The 18,996-nt window shown below is 64.2% G+C and carries 17 protein-coding genes and 1 tRNA gene; 5 read left to right on the plus strand and 13 right to left on the minus strand.

Annotation, left to right across the window (positions count from 1 at the left end; translation table 11 throughout):
- Positions 1–1,304: 1,304 nt before the first annotated feature.
- The 5 genes from J5J10_RS08850 to J5J10_RS08870 form a co-directional block, all read right to left on the minus strand.
- Complete coding sequence (locus J5J10_RS08850) at positions 1,305–3,590, minus strand: heavy metal translocating P-type ATPase (protein WP_211929627.1); 2,286 nt, start codon at positions 3,588–3,590, stop codon at positions 1,305–1,307.
- Positions 3,591–3,740: 150 nt separating this feature from the next.
- Positions 3,741–5,222, minus strand: coding sequence for a trigger factor (gene tig, locus J5J10_RS08855; RefSeq protein WP_211929628.1), 1,482 nt, complete (start codon positions 5,220–5,222; stop codon positions 3,741–3,743).
- Positions 5,223–5,407: 185 nt separating this feature from the next.
- Positions 5,408–5,492 (minus strand) — tRNA-Leu (locus tag J5J10_RS08860).
- Between the two features lie 143 nt (positions 5,493–5,635).
- Positions 5,636–6,229 carry a GDYXXLXY domain-containing protein gene (locus J5J10_RS08865; RefSeq protein WP_211929629.1) on the minus strand — a complete coding sequence of 198 codons (594 nt, stop codon included), beginning with the start codon at positions 6,227–6,229 and terminating at the stop codon, positions 5,636–5,638.
- Entirely contained in the window at positions 6,226–7,332 is a 1,107-nt protein-coding gene (locus J5J10_RS08870; RefSeq protein ID WP_211929630.1) for a DUF2157 domain-containing protein, read from the minus strand. Before J5J10_RS08870 ends, J5J10_RS08865 begins: the two co-directional genes overlap by 4 nt.
- A gap of 622 nt (positions 7,333–7,954) precedes the next feature.
- Between J5J10_RS08870 and J5J10_RS08875 the strand changes: the two genes are divergently transcribed.
- Complete coding sequence (locus J5J10_RS08875) at positions 7,955–8,101, plus strand: DUF1127 domain-containing protein (protein ID WP_208549729.1); 147 nt, start codon at positions 7,955–7,957, stop codon at positions 8,099–8,101.
- Between the two features lie 98 nt (positions 8,102–8,199).
- On the opposite strand, the gene J5J10_RS08880 is transcribed toward J5J10_RS08875, so the two are convergent.
- Positions 8,200–8,832, minus strand: coding sequence for a CatB-related O-acetyltransferase (locus tag J5J10_RS08880; protein ID WP_211929631.1), 633 nt, complete (start codon positions 8,830–8,832; stop codon positions 8,200–8,202).
- Between J5J10_RS08880 and J5J10_RS08885 the strand changes: the two genes are divergently transcribed.
- From J5J10_RS08885 to trmFO, 3 genes are all read left to right on the plus strand, one after another.
- The gene (locus J5J10_RS08885) at positions 8,831–9,088 is read left to right on the plus strand and encodes a hypothetical protein (RefSeq protein WP_211929632.1); all 258 of its coding nucleotides are present in this window, start codon (positions 8,831–8,833) and stop codon (positions 9,086–9,088) included. The genes J5J10_RS08880 and J5J10_RS08885 overlap by 2 nt on opposite strands.
- A 105-nt stretch (positions 9,089–9,193) precedes the next feature.
- Positions 9,194–9,337: a DUF1127 domain-containing protein gene (locus tag J5J10_RS08890; protein WP_208549721.1), complete on the plus strand. Its 144-nt coding sequence runs from the start codon at positions 9,194–9,196 to the stop codon at positions 9,335–9,337.
- A gap of 130 nt (positions 9,338–9,467) precedes the next feature.
- On the plus strand, positions 9,468–10,883 hold the full coding sequence (trmFO, locus tag J5J10_RS08895) for a methylenetetrahydrofolate--tRNA-(uracil(54)-C(5))-methyltransferase (FADH(2)-oxidizing) TrmFO (RefSeq protein ID WP_211929633.1): 1,416 nt from the start codon (positions 9,468–9,470) through the stop codon (positions 10,881–10,883).
- A gap of 10 nt (positions 10,884–10,893) precedes the next feature.
- Here the strand turns inward: trmFO and J5J10_RS08900 are convergent, their stop codons facing one another.
- From J5J10_RS08900 to yajC, 5 genes are all read right to left on the minus strand, one after another.
- Positions 10,894–11,355, minus strand: a complete 462-nt coding sequence (locus J5J10_RS08900) for a hypothetical protein (protein WP_211929634.1) — start codon at positions 11,353–11,355, stop codon at positions 10,894–10,896.
- Between the two features lie 87 nt (positions 11,356–11,442).
- Positions 11,443–12,297 (minus strand): phytoene/squalene synthase family protein, encoded by an 855-nt coding sequence (locus J5J10_RS08905; protein ID WP_211929635.1) that lies wholly within the window; start codon positions 12,295–12,297, stop codon positions 11,443–11,445.
- Between the two features lie 32 nt (positions 12,298–12,329).
- A complete protein-coding gene (locus J5J10_RS08910; protein WP_208553508.1) occupies positions 12,330–12,728 on the minus strand; it encodes an Mth938-like domain-containing protein in 399 nt (132 codons plus the stop codon).
- 4 nt (positions 12,729–12,732) lie between these two features.
- On the minus strand, positions 12,733–15,282 hold the full coding sequence (gene secDF, locus J5J10_RS08915) for a protein translocase subunit SecDF (RefSeq protein WP_211929636.1): 2,550 nt from the start codon (positions 15,280–15,282) through the stop codon (positions 12,733–12,735).
- A gap of 57 nt (positions 15,283–15,339) precedes the next feature.
- Complete coding sequence (gene yajC / locus J5J10_RS08920) at positions 15,340–15,687, minus strand: preprotein translocase subunit YajC (RefSeq protein ID WP_208549708.1); 348 nt, start codon at positions 15,685–15,687, stop codon at positions 15,340–15,342.
- Positions 15,688–15,903: 216 nt separating this feature from the next.
- Between yajC and J5J10_RS08925 the strand changes: the two genes are divergently transcribed.
- Positions 15,904–16,773, plus strand: coding sequence for an ATP-binding protein (locus tag J5J10_RS08925; RefSeq protein WP_211929637.1), 870 nt, complete (start codon positions 15,904–15,906; stop codon positions 16,771–16,773).
- A gap of 63 nt (positions 16,774–16,836) precedes the next feature.
- Here J5J10_RS08925 and J5J10_RS08930 read toward each other — a convergent pair whose 3' ends face one another.
- Positions 16,837–18,204, minus strand: coding sequence for a peptidoglycan DD-metalloendopeptidase family protein (locus J5J10_RS08930; RefSeq protein ID WP_211929638.1), 1,368 nt, complete (start codon positions 18,202–18,204; stop codon positions 16,837–16,839).
- Positions 18,205–18,348: 144 nt separating this feature from the next.
- Positions 18,349–18,990, minus strand: coding sequence for a protein-L-isoaspartate(D-aspartate) O-methyltransferase (locus J5J10_RS08935; protein WP_211929639.1), 642 nt, complete (start codon positions 18,988–18,990; stop codon positions 18,349–18,351).
- Positions 18,991–18,996: the final 6 nt, after the last annotated feature.

Consider the following 18,996-nt stretch of genomic DNA (forward strand, 5'->3'; position numbering starts at 1 on the left):
TAGGTTTGGCCCTGAGCGACGTTGGTTGGCCTGGCTTTGGATCCTCGGGTCATCCTCGGGTCAAGCCCGACGATGACGACCGGGAGGGGCACAACGGTGCCCCAAGCAATGCCGAAATCCGATGACCTCTCTTTTGGCACCAACGCCAACCCCACACGCCGTCATCCTCGGGCTCGACCCGAGGATCCATTCACGGTCCACCGCCCGCTGTCCCCAAAGCTCGGAACAAAACCCCTCCTCTACCCTGGTGGGAGAGGAAGCAATTTCAGATCTTAGCGCAGCTAAGTGCTAGAAATTGCCGGTGAGGGGGTCCTACAAGGCGCGACATCGAAATTATCTCCCAACAAAATCAGCGGCTTATCAGAAAAACACGCCCACCCTCAAAAAAATCTCACACCCGCCGCGTCCCCCTTTTTCCCGTCGCCCGTATCCTTGTTCCCGTTCCGTCGCGGATACACCACAAGGCGTTGTGGCGAGGCGGGGCCGGCGCTGGTGGTGGGGGAAGGACGCAAGAGCCTGCCACCGGGGTCCGCGGAAAATGGTCTCCCTCCGGCGACATGGGGGAGGACGGGTTTGCAGCCAGGTCCGTCATCCAGCCCTAACCGGGCGCCGGGTGTGCCTGTGGGGCACGGAAGGGAGCGCGGGGTATGCATGCGGCGCGGGCCAACGGACCTGACAAGTCCCGGCGGCGCATGCGGGGTGGGGGTTTGCCTCCACCGGAAACCCGACGCTCCCGCAGAGAGACCGAAGTCGCGGATAAAAACCGCCGAACGGGGTACCGGAAGGTACCACTATACTAAACTAACGAGGTGCCCCCGGTACCCCGTCCGCTTCCCCTTTGTCTGGAGTTGCGGGGAAGACATTACAGGTGATGCCAAACCGGAGGGGGAGAGCCTCTGCGGGGTTTTCGGGTGCGCGGAATTTTTGGGAGAGGATGGATTGAGGAGATGGATGACGTTACCGCTGAAGAAATGCCGGGACTTGCCCCTCATCCGCCTGCCGGCACCTTCTCCCCGCTCGCGGGGAGAAGGAGGATGGAGCGCCGGCGGTACCACGAGTCCCTTCTCCCCGGGAGCGGGGGTGAGGCGCGGTCCGCGCAGCGGAGCAATCGATCCGGCGAATCGATTGCAGCAACGAACGCCTTGAGCCCTAGCGAAAGGCCGGCCGGGTGCCGGCAGCCGGATGAGGGGCACTGGGCGATGACCAAGCTGGCGGAGCGCCACCCGGCACGCCCTCATCCTGAGGCGCCCTCGCGAACGCGAGGGCCTCGAAGGATCATGCGGGGCACGACACCGGCGGTCCCCTCACCTCGCCTTCAGCAGCCGCAGCGCGTTCAGCGTCACCAGAACCGTGGCGCCGGTGTCGGCCAGGATGGCGGGCCAGAGGCCGGTAATGCCGGCGATCGTGGTCACCAGGAAGACAGCCTTCAGCCCCAGCGCGATCGCGATGTTCTCGGTGATGTTGCGCATGGTGCGGCGCGAGAGCGCGATCATCGCGGCGATATCCCCGACCCGACCATGCAGGCTCGCGGCATCGGCCGTCTCCAGCGCCACATCGGTGCCGCCGCCCATCGCAATGCCGATATCGGCGGCGGCGAGCGCCGGCGCGTCATTGATGCCGTCGCCGACCTTGCCGACGATGAAGCCGTCCCGCTTCAGCTCGCCGACGATGCGCTGCTTGTCGTCGGGCATCAGCCCGGCGCGGACCTCGATGCCGAGTTTTTCGCCGATGGCCTTGGCCGTCACAGCGTTGTCGCCGGTCAGCATCACCGTGCGGATACCGGTCGCCTCCAGCGCGCGCAGGCCGCTCGCGGCATCGGTGCGCGGTTCGTCGCGCATCGCAATCGCGCCCGCCGGACGGCCGTCGACCACCAGCACGGAGACGGTCTTGCCCTCGCCGTGCAGCCCCTCGAACGCGGCCAGCGCCGCTTCCGAAAGTGCTGCCCGCTCGCCCGCCGCCGTCGGCGAGCCGAGAAAAAGCGCATGACCGTCGACCAGACCCTCGACACCCTTGCCGCCGATCGCGCGGGCATCCTTCGCCGCCGGGATATCGATGCCGTCGGCCGCGGCCTTCGCGAGGATCGCGGTCGCCAGCGGATGGCTGGAGCCGACCTCGAGCGACGCCGCCAGCCTCAACGTTTCGGCTTCGGTCGACTCGAACGCCAGGACATCGGTGACCTTCGGACGGCCCTCGGTCAGCGTGCCTGTCTTATCGAAGGCGACCGCCGTGAGCTTGCCAAAACCCTCCAGCACCGCGCCGCCCTTCAGAAGCAGGCCGCGCCGGGCACCGGCGGAGAGCGAGGCGGCAATCGCTGCAGGCGTCGAGATGACGAGCGCGCAGGGGCAGCCGATCAAGAGGATGGCGAGGCCCTTGTAGACCCATTCGCCCCACTCCGCCCCGAAGACGAGCGGCGGCAGAACCGCGACCAATGCGCCGACGGCCACCACACCCGGCGTGTAATACTTCGAAAAGCGGTCGATGAAGCGCTCCGTCGGCGCCTTCTTCTCCTGGGCCTCCTCGACGAGGCGGACGACGCGGGCAATCGTGTTGTCCTCGGCCGTCGCCGTCACCCGGACGCGCAGCGCCGCGTCGCCATTGACCGTGCCGGCGAAGACGGTATCGTCCACACCCTTGCGCACCGGGACGCTCTCGCCGGTCACCGGCGCCTCGTCGATGGCGCTGTCGCCCGCGACGATCACGCCGTCGGCGGAGATGCGGTCGCCGGGCCGGACGAGGATGACCGAACCGACGGCAAGCGTCTCGGCCGGCACCTCGCGGGTCTTGCCGCCCTCTTCCAGGAGCGCCGTCTTCGGCACGAGCTTGGAGAGCGCCCTGATACTGTCACGTGCCCTCCCCGCCGCGACACCTTCCAGCAATTCGCCGACGAGGAAGAGGAAGACGACCATGGCCGCCTCCTCGGTCGCGTCGATGAACAGCGCGCCAACAGCGGCAATGGTCATCAGCGTCTCGATGGAGAACGGCGTGCCGGCCAGGGCCGCCATCAGCGCCCGGCGGGCGATCGGCACCAGGCCGACCAGCATGGCAAGCGTGAAGGCGGCGGTCTCGATTTGCGGGAACGCCAGGCCGACACCGTAGGCGGCGACCAGCGCCAGACCGGCGAGAATCGTCAGCCGACCCTTGCGACCCTTCCACCATGGGCCTTCCGTCGGACCGTGGTCGTGGCCGTGCAGCCCTTCGACGGCGGCAAGCCTGTCGTCCGCCCCGGCAAGCGAGCCGCCGGAATGAGCGTGCCCATGCTTGTGCTCATCGGCCGGATGGTCATGCCCATGGTCGTCACCCGCATGGTCTTGATGATGCGCATGGGAGCACGAGGGACCGTCCCTGTGCGTGGCCTCCGAATCGCCGCCCGTGCGGGGCACGATCGGGCTGACGGTGTAACCGAGACCCGTGACCTTTCTGCCGATCGCCGCGACATCCAATGTCCCGTCGTGGCTGACCGTCATCGTGCCAGCGGTGACGGAGACTTCCTCGACACCCGGCATGCGGCGGACCGCCGTGTCGATCTTGCTGGCGCAGGAGGCGCAATCCATTCCGCCGACGCGGAAGCGGGTTTCGGACACAGTGCTCATCAAACATCCTCTCGGTTGATGGCACCCCTCCTAAAACCTCCAGTTACTAGAGGTGCAAGGCTCCATTCGGAAAAAATCGTCAGAGACCCCCAAAAACAGAAAAGCCGCCCCGAAGGACGGCCTTTCCCAAAACTCGATCGAAGCGCCGGATTATTCGGCGTCGGCCTCGTCGGCCTTCTTCTTCTTCGGAGCGGCCTTCTTCTTCGGAGCCTCGTCCGAAGCTTCGGCGGCGTCTTCAGCCTTGGCGGCCTTCTTCGAAGCGGCCTTCTTCTTGGCCGGCTTTGCGGCGTCGTCGCCTTCGTCGTCAGCAAGCAGCTCGTCCTTGGAGACGGTCTTGTCGGTGACGGTGACTTCGGTCAGCAGCTTGTCGATGACCTTTTCTTCGAAGATCGGGGCGCGCAGCGAGGCGGCGGCGCCGGGGGTGTTGCGGAAGAAATCGAGGATTTCCTTCTGCTGTCCCGGGAACTGCTGCAGCTGGGCGTAAAGCGCGCGCTGCATTTCTTCCTCGGTTACCTCAACACCGGCCTTTTCGCCGATTTCGGAGAGAACGAGACCCAGGCGAACGCGGCGCTCGGCGAGCTTGCGGTATTCGGCGCGGGCTTCTTCTTCGGTGGTGTCCTCGTCCTCGAAGGTCTTGCCGGACTGGGCGAGATCGGTGTTGATCTGGCGCCAGATGTTTTCGAACTCGGCGTCAACCAGCTTGGAGGGCGTGTCGAACTTGTACATCTCGTCCAGCTGGTCGAGGATCCGACGCTTGACCTTCTGGCGGGTGACGTTGCCGAACTGGCTTTCGATCTGGCCGCGAACGATTTCCTTGAGCTTGTCGAGCGATTCGATGCCAAGCTTGGTGGCGAGTTCGTCGTTGAGCTCGAGAGCGGCCGGAGCAGCAACGTCCTTGACGGTGATGTCGAAGGTGGCTTCCTTGCCGGCGAGGTTGGCGGCCGGGTAATCGGCCGGGAAGGTGACGGTGATCACCTTCTCATCGCCAGCCTTCAGGCCGACGAGCTGGTCTTCGAAGCCCGGGATGAAGCGGTTGGAACCGATGACCAGTTCCGCATCCTCGTCCTTGCCGCCGTCGAAGGCTTCGCCGTCGACCTTGCCGAGGTAGTCCATGGTGACGCGGTCGCCGGTCGCGGCCTTGCCCTTCTTGGTCTCGTAGGTGCGGGCGTTCTCGGCGATCTTCTCGATCTGCTCGGTGACTTCGGCTTCGTCGATCTCGACGACTTCGCGGGTTACCTTGATCTTGTCGACCGGCTTCAGTTCGATCGGCGGGATCACTTCATAGGAAACGGTGAATTCGAAATCGGCTTCGGCGGCGAGGATCTTGTTGGCCTCGGCCTCGTCCTCGGTCATCGCGATTTCCGGCTGGGTCGCCGACTTTTCGCCACGCTCGGACAGGATGGCCGACGGACGGTCGCGGACGATCTCGTTGACCAGTTCGGCCATGATCGACTTGCCGTACATCTTCTTGACGTGCGACGTCGGTACCTTGCCCGGACGGAAGCCGTTGATGCGGACCTTGTCCTTGACCTCGGCGAGGCGCTCGTTCATCCGCTGTTCCATGTCCTTGGCCGGGATGACGACCTTCAGTTCGCGCTTCAGCCCTTCAGCGAGCGTTTCGATAACCTGCATGTTCATACCTTCATGTCGTGGCGGCCGTGCCCGGACAGCCGTGGTTTTCGCTATGAGCACGGCGCCGGAAAACAGTGTCCGGGCGTGTCTTCGTCATTCCTCAGGCGTTCGGTGGGTCAAACAATCGGGACCTGGACGGCTCGGAAACCGCCTGTCCGGTCGCGCATCGACCCGCGAAACCTGTCTGGTGCGGGTAGAGAGACTTGAACTCCCACGCCTTGCGGCACCAGAACCTAAATCTGGCGTGTCTACCAATTTCACCATACCCGCGTCCATCAGATCGCATGCCGCCCAAGGCGCATGGCCCCTCCGGAGCGCGCGTCTCTATATCACCCGATTTTCCCGGCGCAAAGAGAAAATGCGCTCTGTCCCGGTCCCTTCGGAACCAGGGCGAACCACCAGGGGTTCGTCACTCAATAGAGAGGGTCACTATAAACCGGCTTGCCGTCGATGAACAGGGTGCGGACCTGGGCGCGGCCATCTTCGGCGACGCGGATCGCCATGGTGACGCGGCTGTCGTTGCGGGCGGCCTCGATCTCGAGCCCCTCGCCTTCCGGCAGGTAGAAGCGCTCGATGCCGAAATCGGCGCGGTAGCTGTCGCCCTCGCCTTCCCACCCGTGGATCTCGAATGGCAGGCTCTTCAGCACGACGGTCCCGTCCTGCTGCGGCAGTTCGGAGAACGAGGCCTCGGTGCGGGTCCAAAGACCGTCGGCGCCCGGCGCCAGCCTGATCCACAGAACCGTCCGGCCAGCCTTCATCGGACGGGCGCCCTTCACCTCGGAGAACGGAACCAGGGAGACGGGATAGGTTAGAACGACATAATCGCCGCGCAGCAGATCGCGCGGATCGACGGGTTCGGTGGCAAGCAGAACCTCCGTGCCACTGCGGAGGATGCCGGCGCGGCGCTCGATCTGGTAGCCGAGCACAGCGGTCATGAGCGCGGCGACGAGAATCGCAGCCGCAAGCGGGCGCAGGATCGATGGTCGGTCGCTGGCTAGGGTCGTCATGGAGCCTCCCTCGAGGCCGCGCGGGCGGCCAGCAGTTTTTCAAGACGGATCACGACGAAGGCGAGCATGGCGACGACGACGCCCGAAATCAGGAAGAAGCCCGAGGTGCCGAGCATGCTGTCGATCGTGACGAAGGAGAGATAGAGAACCTCGACCGAGAAGACGAGATAGGCGAGATAGCGCGCCGCGCCGTTGTCGCGTCCTGCGAGTGCCAGGACCAGCACCGTCAGGCCGACCGTCACAGCTGCCAGGATCGCTCGACCGGCGGCGGTGTCATACACCATGTGCAATATACCAAGCCCGATGACAGCGAGAACGAGTGCGTAAAAGGCCGGCGCCGCGCCGGACTGGTCGATGAAGGACGGAAGCGGGACGACGCGCTGGCTGAGAACAGCGAAGAAGGCCGTGCCGAGCACCAGATAGAGAATAGCGACCGTCGGCGATTCATAAAGGAAGTAGATCCAGATAAGGAAAGCGAGCGCCAGCGTGTAGACGAGATGGCGCACGCGCCCGGCCTGCGTCCACCAGACGAGCGCCAGCGTCGCGACCGCGCCTGCGATCACTGTCCAGGGGTAGAGGCCGACCCACTCGAAATTGTGGTCGTCGAGATAATAGAGAAACAGGGCCCAGGTGAGGAGGCCGGCGGCGCCGGTCAGGGCTGCGGAGCGGAAGAGCGCGGCCGACAGCAGCGTGACGGACAGCCAGACGAGCATCGCATCCACCGCGTCGCCGGAGACATGGTAGAGCTGGCCGACCAGCGCGATGCCGCCGCCGAAGCTGGCGCAGCCGAGAATCAGCAGGGCGCCAGCGAGCCGCGGCGCCTGCTGCCAGCTGGCAAAGGCGGCGGACAGATGGAAGATCCAGATCAGCGCGAGAATGCCGCCGATCTTCATCAGGCGCGGTATGTCTTCCCAGCCCGCAGCAACCAGCAGCAGGATGGAGGCCGACATCAGGACGGCGGCGAGCGCCATCAGCACCGAACCGATACTGAAACTCGAGCGACGGCCGTCATATTCCTGAAGCAGCCGCTCCGCGACCGGCGCCTCCAGAAGTCCCATCTTCACCCAGCGCTCGAAATCCCGCGCCAGCCTGCCGCGATACATGCGTCCACCCTTCCGCCCCGAGAGCGGCCTTCCGTTTTTCTCTAGGTTATACGGGGGCACATAAAAGACAATCGGCAAGCGATGGCCCATGCCGGCCAAAAGAGGGTCGTGCGGGCCATGCATCTGCCGCATGCCTTCCATGAATTTATTGCACTGCACAAAGCCGGGCGCTTCAAGTATTACTTATTCAACGGCGGCGAACGAAGGACTTCCTGATTTCACCGCAACGAGCTTCGGTCATCGCGCATCCTCCTCCTCCCAGCGCATGGCCGAACGGCAGGTGACACTCCTCCTCCCAGTCATCTGCCACCTCAAATGACGCCCACCGGACCTCCTCCCCCGGTGGGCGTTATTGTTTTCAGGCTTCCCCTTTTCCGGCTGCGATCCCACCACACCCCACAAACGCTTGCGGACGACCGACATTATGCCCGCCTCACGGCCTTGATGATGCATAAATGGGCATTTAACGCATTGGTAACCACGATGTCATGCGCTCCATGCATAGGTGGTCTCTGAACTTGGCTCTACAAGTTTTTCGCGGCGCAGCATATCTTAGCGTCATGGAATTAAGGCCGGAACGCAAAGAGGTTTCGGCGGCAGACAAACCGGAAAGAGGCTCATCATGAAAATCGCACGCTCGCTCAACAACTGGCGCAAGTACCGTCAGACCGTATCCGAACTCGGCCGGATGTCCGACCGCGAACTCAGCGACCTCGGCATTGGCCGCAGCGACATCCACCGCGTCGCTCGCGAAGCCATCGCAGGCTGATACAGCAGATATAACCGACCCTCCAGTCGTCTGCCTCAAAAGCCTCCCTCGCGGGAGGCTTTTTTTCATTGTGCAGAAGACAAAGCGTCGCGGGCCCGTCAAACAGCCTGAAGCGCGGACAGATCGCCACTGGTCAGCGCGGCGAGGTTTTCCTCGATCCGCTCGATGGACCAGTCCCACCAGGCGATCCGGAGAAGCTCGACGATGGTCTCGTCCGGGTAGCGCATGCGGATGAGGGTTGCCGGATTTCCCCCGACCACGGCGTAGGCGGGAACATCGCGCGTGACGACCGAAGCCGCCCCGACAATCGCGCCCGCACCAATGCGCACGCCGGGCATGATGGTGGCGTCGTGACCGATCCAGACATCGTGGCCAACGACCGTATCCCTTACGGGCAAGTCCTTGTAACCAAAAGTCTCCGGCTTGAAGATCCGGAAGGGATACGTGGTGAAGCCCGTCATCGGGTGGTTGGCGGAACTGGTGATGAAACAGCTTCCCCGCGCAATCTGCACGAACTTGCCGATCGTTAGGCGCTCTCGACAGCTCGGCCCCAGATACGGAGCCAAGATGTGCGCGGTATCCTCTGGCGCTCCCGAGTGGGTGTAGTAGCTGTAGTCCCCGACTTCGATGCGCGGGTGGTCGATGACATTCCGGAGATAAACCGTATCACGATAGACGGTGCCATCGGGCAATGTGATCGGGTGAATGGCGCCGGCATGCAGAAGCGGCATGGAAAACCTCGATATCGCAATGGAACACCCACTGCGCGAAGCTAGCGCCGCTCTGTGTGACGATCCATCGCATCCCGCGAATGTGGCCATGAAATATCTGAATGAACAGGAAAAAATCCGCTCCGAAACGGCGAAGCGGGTAACAGAGAAAACGCCATCGGGGCCGGATGATGAGAGCCCAACGGCAGGCTCATTTTTTCATCTCCGCCTACTCTTTGTTCACCACCCTGCACAAATGCATAGCAGGAGCACATAAATTGCACTGCACAACGTTATTAAACGCGTGTATAAAACACTCAATCGCTGATGCGGAATAACCCGCAGCACCGGCGCAAAAGAATTCAATCCGAGGAAACACACCATGAACCCGATTCGCATCGCAAAGAACTGGATCAGCTACCGTCGTACCATGTCCGAGCTGGGCAACCTGTCGAACCAGGCCCTGTCGGATATCGGCATCACCCGCTACGACATCCGCAACATCGCTTCCCGCTCCTTCCGTTAATCGGATCGCGCCAGCGAGGGTATTCGAAACGGCACCGGAAGGTGCCGTTTTTGATTCGGCGTCCAGCCAAACGGGCCGTGACCATCAATCGACGATTGGCGTGGCCGAACCGCCGTGATAATCAGCCGCCATGACAAAAGACACTTCCCCTGCCCCCATCCACGTCATCGGCGGCGGTCTCGCCGGCTCCGAGGCCGCCTGGCAGATCGCCGAGGCCGGCGTTCCGGTCATCCTGCATGAAATGCGCGGCGTGCGCGGCACCGATGCCCACAAGACCGACGGGCTTGCCGAACTGGTCTGCTCCAATTCCTTCCGCTCCGACGACGCGACGGCGAATGCCGTCGGCGTGATCCATGCGGAAATGCGGCTTGCCGGCTCGCTGATCATGGCCTGCGCCGACAAGCACCAGGTACCGGCCGGCGGCGCGCTTGCAGTCGATCGCGATGGCTTTTCGGAGGCGGTGACCGCCGCGATCCACAGCCATCCGCTTGTCACCGTCACCCGCGAGGAAGTGACCGGGCTGCCGCCGAAGGAGTGGGATCTGGCGATCATCGCCACGGGTCCGCTGACCTCTCCGGCGCTCGCCGACGCGATCCGTGCGGAAACCGGCGAGGACGCGCTCGCTTTCTTCGATGCCATCGCGCCGATCGTGCATCGCGACAGCATCGACATGGACATCTGCTGGTACCAGTCGCGCTACGACAAGGTGGGACCCGGCGGCACCGGCAAGGACTACATCAACTGCCCGATGGACGAGGCGCAGTACAATGCCTTCATCGATGCGCTGATCGCGGCCGATACCGTCGGCTTCAAGGAATGGGAAGGTACGCCCTATTTCGACGGCTGCCTGCCGATCGAGATCATGGCGGAGCGCGGCCGCGAGACGCTGCGGCACGGGCCGATGAAGCCAATGGGCCTCACCAATGCGCATAACCCGACCGTCAAGCCCTATGCGGTGGTGCAGCTTCGCCAGGACAATGCGCTCGGCACGCTTTACAACATGGTCGGCTTCCAGACGAAGCTCAAATACGGCGCGCAGGCCGACATCTTCCGGATGATTCCCGGACTGCAGAACGCCGAGTTCGCGCGTCTCGGCGGCCTGCATCGCAACACCTACATCAACTCGCCTGTCTTGCTCGACCCGTCGCTGCAGTTGAAGAGCCGGACCGGCCTGCGCTTTGCCGGGCAGATCACAGGCTGCGAAGGCTATGTCGAGAGCGCATCGATCGGGCTATTGGCCGGCCGGTTTGCCGCCGCCGACCGCAAGGGCGAGATGGTGCGCCTGCCGCCGGCGACGACGGCGCTCGGCTCGCTGCTCAACCACATCACCGGCGGGCATCTCGTCAGCGATGAGGAGCCGGGCAAGCGATCGTTCCAGCCGATGAACGTGAATTTCGGGCTGTTTCCGGAACTCGAACCCGGATCGATCGTCAAGCCTGAGGGCGTCAAGCGCTTCCGCGGCAAGGACAAGTCGATCATGAAGAAGCAGTTGATGGCCGAGCGCGCGCTCACCGACTGCAAGGGCTGGCTGTCGGAAGACCTCTGAGGGCGACGGCTCAGCTCGTCGCCTTGCCCGGCGTCTCAGCCACCTCGATGTCCGACGGCGCGACGTAATTTCCCAGAAGCCACAGAGAGACTTCGGCCGCCTGCTGCGGCGTGGCGAAGGTGAACTCGCCGTTGTGGAACGGCGCGTCGAGGAATTCGACCGCAAAGCCGGTATCTTTCGCGAGCGGCCTGACGCGCACCGTCCCGGGCTCGATCAGGTGGCAGGCGTAATGGTTGCGCATATGGCGCATGAAGCCGGCCTTGTTGTCGTGCAGGCGTACGAAGACGGCCTGACCGTTGGCAGTCGCGTGCAGCGCGCGGATCGCCTCGTTCGGAAAAGCGCGGCCGAATTCGAGAATCGCAAGACCCGTGTCGTGCAGGTCGTCATCCTCCTCCTGTTTCGACATGCGCGTCGAAAACCAGGCGAGCAGGAGAACAATCAGGAGGATTACGGCCCAGACGAAATAGCTCAAAACCTGTCTCCACGGCAAACGGCCATCAACTTCCCGTGAGAGATAACAGCCGAGGCTTGCGCGAAGTGTGACCGCGACAGGGGCAGATCAGAGGCGGCGCAGCATCAGGAACCGCAGCATGCGCCACTGGCGGCGGAGCTGCGACGGCCGCAGATCGCGATCCAGACCATCGGCTCCGGCGCGTGCCGCGCGATCGAGCACGGGTGCTGCAAGGGTCGCCGTCAGGAAAGCGGGCGCGAGAGACGGCGACGGGCGCCCTGCCCGCCTTGCCTTTTCCAGATGTTCGCGCGCCAGGCCCGCGAAGGCCTCGATTGCCGCGCCGATCCTTTGCCGGTCCTCGCCAGCGAGAAAGGCCTCGCGGTCAAGACCGACGGCGGAGAGCAGCTCGAGCGGCAGGTAAAGCTGGCCGCGGCGGCGATGGAGCGGCATCAACAGGATGAGCCCGGCAATCGCCTGGGCGATACCGGCATGACCTGCCGTCTCGGCATGGCGCGCGGCGTCCGCCGGATCGAGCACGAGGCCGGTCAGCTGGATCAGCGCGGACGCGGTCTCGCCGGCATAGCCTTCCAGCATTCCGCGCGTCTCGATCGGGTCGTCGTAGAGATCGAACAGCCGGGCCTCGACCATGGCCTGCAGGGGCGCAAGCGGCAGGCGGTAACGTTCGATGGCGGCAAGCAGGCCGGCGGCGACGGGGTTTGCTTCGGTCGAGCCGTGGCCCTTGCCGTCGAGCAAATCGCGCCAGTACTGCAGGCGGATCTCGCCCGGCAGCGGTTCGCGCACGAGATCGCGGATGCGGGCGAGCTCGGCGCTGAAGGCATAAAGCGCGGCGATCGCCGGACGCTTGTCGGCAGGTGACAGAAGGCAGGCGAGATAACGGTCGCGATCAATCTCGCGCAGCAGGTCGAGGCAGATCGCCCCGTTGTCGCTCGCTTCCTGCGTCACAGCGTCAACTTTCTCTTGCCTGTCGTTCGGGCTCAGACCGCGATCAGGGCCGCGGCGACGGCGCGCTGTTCGGCCAGCATGATGTTATACGTGCGCACGGCGGCGCCGGTTCCCATCGGGTCGCTGGAAATGCCGGCGGCACGCAGCGCTTCCTTCACCGGGGCCGGAATCGGGCGAAGCCGCGATCCCGTGCCGACCAGCAGAACCTCTATCCCATCAGCGTCGGCGATGACCTTGGCAAGGCTTTCGACGGTCAGCGGTTCGTCTTCCGTCATCTGCCAGCCGTGGATGCCAGACGGCAGCAGCAGAAGCGAACCGCGATGCGACATGTCGGCGAAGCGGAAACCGCCATTGCCATAGGCATCGATCGGCGCGCGGCCCGGGAAATGCGCCTCGCGGATGACGATCCCCTTGGTCGGGCCAAGCACCATTGCGTCAGGCCCGCGCCTTGCCAGCGGCAAGCTCGTCCTTGCCTTCCTCCTGGAAGGTCTCCGGACGCAGCTTGAAGGCGATGAGCACGGGGGCCGCGATATAGACCGACGAGAAAGTACCGACCAGCACGCCGAACAGCATGGCGAGCGTGAAGGAGGCAATGACCTCGCCGCCGAAGAAGTAGAGGGCCGCGAGCGCCAGCATGGTCGTCGTGCCAGTCAGGACCGTACGCGACAGGGTCTGGTTGATCGAGCTGTCGATCACGACGTCGAGCGGCATCTTCTTGTAGCGCCTGAGATTTTCTCGCATTCGGTCGTAGACGACGACGGTGTCGTTCAGCGAATAGCCGATGATCGTCAAGATCGCGGCGATACTCGTCAAGTTGAACTCGATGCCAAGGAACACGAAGAGGCCGATGGTCAGGATGACATCGTGCAGCGTCGCGATGATGGCGCCGACGGCGAACTGCCACTCGAAGCGGAACCAGATATAGATGAGGATTGCGAACAGCGCCGCGGCGACGCCAAGGGTGGCGGTCTCGGTCAGCTCGCTCGACACGGAGGGGCCAACCACCTCGACACGACGGAACTCGTACTGGTCCTCGATCTCGCCGCGAATGGCAGACAGCGCCGATTGCTCGGCATTTTCGCCGCCCTCCTGGGCCTGGACACGGATCAGGACGCTCGACGGATCGCCGAAACCCTGGGCCTGGATTTCGCCGAGGTTCAACTCGTTGAGGCGCGAGCGCAGGTCGGCGATGTCGGCATTGCCCTGGCGGGCCTTGACCTCGATGATCGAGCCGCCGGTGAAGTCGATGCCAAGATTGAGGCCGAGCGTGGTGAAGCCGACGAGCGAGGCGATCGACAGGGCGCCGGCGATGGCGAAGGTAAACCGGCGGATCGACATGAACGGGATGTTCTGCGTGTCGAAGATGCCGGTGCGGATGCCCTTTGGCAGATGCTTCGGGCGCTGCCAGCGATACCAGGTGGCGACCAGCCAGCGGGTCAGCGTGAAGGCGGTGAAGACGGTGGTCACGATCCCGATGGCGAGCGTCACGGCGAAGCCGCGCACGGGGCCGGAGCCGAGGAAGAACAGCACGACGGCGGCGATCAGCGTCGTCAGGTTGGCGTCGACGATGGTGGCGAAGGCCTTGGTGAAGCCGGTCTCGATCGCCTGCACAAGGGATCGACCCGCCTTTGCCTCCTCGCGGATACGTTCGTAGACCAGAACGTTGGAGTCCACCGCCATGCCCATTGTGAGCACGATGCCGGCGATGCCGGGCAACGTCAGCGTCGAGCCGATGAGGCTCAAGAGCGCCAGGATCATCACGACGTTGAAGGTCAACGCGATGTTGGCCATCAGGCCGAACGAGCCATAGAAGCCAAGCATGAAGACGACGACGGCGATGGCGCCGATGATGCTGGCGGTGATACCAGCATTGATCGAGTCCTGGCCGAGGCCGGGGCCGACGGTGCGTTCCTCGACGACGGTGAGCGTCGCCGGCAGTGCGCCGGCGCGCAGCAGGACCGCGAGGTCATTGGCGCCCTCGACCGTGAAATTACCGGAAATCTGGCCGGAGCCGCCGACGATCGGTTCGCGGATGACGGGCGCCGAGATGACCTGATCGTCGAGAATGATCGCGAACGGGCGACCGACATTCTGCTGCGTCGCCTGGGCGAAACGCTGGGCGCCGCGACTGTCGAAACGGAAGGTGACGACGGGCTCGTTGGTCTGCTGGGCGAAGCTCGCCTGGGCGTCGACGAGGTTTTCGCCCGAGACAAGCACCTGCTTCTCGACAAGATACGGCACGGCCGGATCGTCGGCCGAATAGAGAACCTCGGACGACGCCGGCGGACGGCCGTTGATCGCTTCCTCGACCGGCATGGTGGTGTCGACCATGCGGAAGGAGAGCTTGGCGGTCTGGTTGAGCAGGGCCTTCAGGCGCTGCGGATCCTGGAGGCCCGGCACCTGGACGATGATACGGTCGTCGCCCTGGCGCTGGATCAGAGGTTCAGTGGTGCCGAGTTCGTCGACGCGGCGGCGCACGACCTCGATCGACTGGGTGAGCGCGGAACTCACACGGTAATTGATGCCCTCGTCGGTGAGACGCAGGCGCAGAAGCCCGTCCTCGCCGTCCTCGATCACCACCTCCTGGACCGTGCCGCCGGTCAGGCCGCCGGCGTTGACCGGCGTGGTGATGTCGCGCAGCGCTTCACGGGCGGCATCAACCTGGCTGGCATCGACGATCCGCACCTGGACCTGCTGGCCGACACCGGAGAGACCGGTGTAGCGGATACCGGCCTCGCGCAGCGCGGCGCGGATGTCGCCGACGGTGGTCTCGAGCCGCTCCTTGACGATATCGTCGCGCTCGAGCTTCAGCATGATGTGCGAGCCGCCCTGAAGGTCGAGACCCAGGGTTACCTTGCTGGTCGGCAGGAAGGACGGAAACCGCTCCAACTGCTCGTCGCTGAACATGTTCGGCATGGCCACGATAATGCCGACCAGCACGGTCAGCCAAATGAACATTGTCTTCCAGCGGGAATAGTGAAGCATGTGGGTCTCGATATCTGGGAAGGTATGGGGTCGGTGCGGGCCGCTATGGCCCGCCCGTCAGGCGGCCGTTTCGGTCTTGACCGGTTCGCCCTTGACACGCACTTCGGCGATGTAGGCGCGCACGGCGCGGATCTTGACGCCCTCGGCGATCTCGACCTCGAGGTCGTTGTCGTCGATGACCTTCGTCACCTTGCCGGAAATGCCGCCGCCCAGAACGACCTGGTCGCCACGACGGATGGCCGAAAGCGTTTCCTGACGCTTCTTCATCTGCTGGCGCTGCGGACGGATCAGGAAGAAGTACCACACCACCATCAGCGGCGCGAACAGGAACAGCATCTCCAGACCGGAGCCGAACGCCGCGGGTGTGGCAGCCGCATCCTGGGCAAATGCCGGGGTAATGAACATAGGAAACTCCCTCATCTTATTCGTGAATGCACGGGTCTCTCCGTCCCGCGTCAGGCCGCCGGAATATAGTGGCGAGCGGGGCGAATGCAACCGAAACAGCCGGCTGGCGTACCGTTTTTCAGCCTCTTACCCTTTCGACCGTCAAATTGCCATGCTAGGCGCCGGAAAAAGCGGACATGCCCCGGCAATGCCGGAGAATTGAACGGGAGGTTATCCATGTCGGAACGCATCAAGGACCTGATCTCGGAAGTGCGTCGCCTGGCTGACGCAATGGAGCGGCTGGCCGGACCGGCGCCGGCGGAGAACGACTGGGAGGCGGCCGACTGCTTCGTCTGGGCGCCGCAGCGGCGCCATCTGCAGCCGGTGCCCCGTCCGAACCGCGTGGCGCTGACGCTGATCCGCGGCGTCGACCGGGTGCGCGACATCCTGCATGAGAACACGGCGCGCTTCGCCGAGGGCTTTCCCGCCAACAACGTGCTGCTGTGGGGGGCGCGCGGCATGGGCAAGTCCTCGCTGGTGAAGGCCGTTCACGCCGATATCCGCGCTGAAGGCTTCAACCTGCTGAAACTCGTCGAGGTGCATCGCGAGGACATATCGAGCCTGCCGGAACTGCTCGACCTGATCAAGGCGACGCAGTACCGGGTCATCGTGTTCTGCGACGACCTCTCGTTCGACCATGACGATACCGCCTACAAGTCGCTGAAGGCGGCGCTCGACGGCGGCATCGAGGGGCGTCCGGACAATGTGCTGTTCTATGCGACCTCCAACCGGCGCCACCTCCTGCCGCGCAACATGATCGAGAACGAACAGTCGACAGCGATCAATCCGTCGGAAGCGGTCGAGGAGAAGGTGTCGCTGTCGGATCGCTTCGGCCTCTGGCTCGGCTTCCACAAGTGCAGCCAGGACGACTACCTGACGATGATCGACGGTTATGCGGAGCATTTCAGCCTGCCGCTGGAGCGCGAGCAACTGCACCGCGAGGCGCTGGAATGGGCGACCACGCGTGGCGGACGATCGGGCCGCGTGGCCTGGCAGTACATCCAGGATCTCGCCGGGCGACTGCGCGTGCAGACGGATCGCGACTAGTACCCCAAACGCAAGAAAGGCCCGGCAGAACCGGGCCTTCCTCGATCTTCCTGGTACGCACTACTATTCCAGGAATGTCATGGGGTCGACGGGTGTGGCATCCTTGCGCACCTCGAAGTGCAGCATCGGGCGGGTGGCGCTGCCGCTCATACCAGACGTCGCGATCTGCTGGCCGCGCTGGACCTTCTGGCCGCGCTGGACCGAGAGATTGTCGGCGTGACCGTAGACGGTGACGGTACCATCGTCGTGGCGGACGAGAACCGTGTTGCCGAGCTCCTTCAGACCATTGCCGGCATAGATGACGACACCGTTTTCCGCGGCCTTGACGGCGGTGCCGGCTGGGACGGAGATGTCGATACCGTCATTGCGCTTGCCATCGACGTTCTGGCCGTAACGGGCAACCACGGCGCCGGTGACCGGCCAGCGGTACTTGCCGATGCCGGTCGCGGCCGGCGCGGTTTCCTTGGTGTCGATCGAGGCGACTTCGGAAACGCTTTCCTTCGGCGGCTGGTAGGCGGCGGGTGCCGGCTTGGTATCGGCCTTTGCCGGAACGGAGGCGGTTTTGACGTCGTCGGTCTTCGACGCAGCGCCTGCCGGAAGCTTCAGTGTCTGTCCGACGCGGATGGTCGCTGTGGTCAGGCCGTTGGCCGACTTCAAGACGTCGATCGGCGTGCCGGTTTCCTTCGAGATCTTGGCAAGCGAGTCACCCGGCTTCACGGTGTAGGTGTTGCCGCCCGACGCACCGTTGGAAGCGACCGTCTTTGCCGGATCGGCTGAGCCCGACTGCTGCTTGTCGCGGCTGGACGGCGTCGTCGGCAGGACGGCGACCTTCTGCTCCTCTGCCGGCTTCGGCATGGGTTTTGGCGCAGTCGGCAACGAAGCCGGTTCGGCTGCGGAACGTGCTGCGACAGCCTGAGGCGCCGGTGTCGGGTTTGAACCGGTGGTGATGGAATCTTCCGGCGGCACGATCGGCCGGTTTGCGCTGGCCGTCTGCGAGGCAGCGGGTGCGGCCGGGAACGGCTGAGCGAGCGCTTCCTGGCGGGCGGTGGAGGCCGGTGCCGCGGAGGCGACGTCGGGCGACGCCAGTTCGGAGCGTTGAATCGATGCACGAGCGGGTGACGAGGTGCCGGTCGTGCCGTAGGACGGCTGGGCCGGATACGGCTGCGACAGCGCCTGCTGGCGATTGGAGTAGTCGGGCTGTTGCGCGGCCGGCATCGACGATCCGGCGACATCGGCGGACGGGACCGGTGCCTGGCCATTGAGGCCGGCATCACCGCGCCGGATGGAGGCGGTGGTCAGGGTATCCTGGGAGAAGATGCCGCTGAACCGCGACGCGTCGGAGCTGCAGCCGGCGGCAGCACCGGCAAGAAGCACGGCGGCGACGGCGCGGGCGACAGATGTGCCGGATTTCAGCGATACACTCATACGCATAACTCGTTCCACTCATACGCAACTGGAGACGGTTTTATTAAAGCGCGTTAGTGTTACTGGCGGGTTAACCGACACGAATCGTTATGAATAATTTCGGTTTATCGAACATATCGGGCTTCCCCGATTTATGCTCCTGCCCTTGCCTCACAGGCTCTGCGCGACCCTCGACTCGAGCGGCAGATAGGGTGTCTCGAAGAAGTCCTCGCGCTCGAAACGGCTGCCCGTCTTGGTGAGGCGGACCATTACGTAGCGCCCCTCCTCCACGGCGACGGGAACAACCGCGACACCGCCGGAGACCATCTGCTCGGCGAGAAAGCGCGGCATCTGGGAAAAGCCGGCGGTAGCCACGATCCGGTCGAACGTGCCCTCCCCCGGCACGCCCGAGGAGCCGTCGGCCTGGCGCAGGACAACGTTGCGGAGCCCGTGCTCGTCGAGACGGCGCTGAGCGGCGGCGATCAGGGTACTGAACCTGTCGAGCGAGAGAACCCGCTCGGCCAGGCGGCCAAGCACCGTCGTCATGAAGCCACTGCCGGTGCCGATTTCGAGAACCCGGTGACCCGGCTTGACGTTCAGCTTGTGGAGAATGCGGACCGCCAGATCGGCGCCTTCCATGAAGGTGCCGCAGTCGATCGGGATGGTGCGGCTGGAATAGGCCTGCTCAACGAACTGTGGCGGCACGAAGCGCGAGCGCTGGGTCTGTTCGACGGCGGTCAGGAGATCGAGATCGGAAATGCCCTCGGCCCTCAGACGCAAGACCAGCGCCGCGAAGCCTTCCTTTTCGATCATCCCTGT

The organism is Ciceribacter sp. L1K23 (assembly GCF_018122705.1).
Lineage (GTDB): Bacteria > Pseudomonadota > Alphaproteobacteria > Rhizobiales > Rhizobiaceae > Allorhizobium.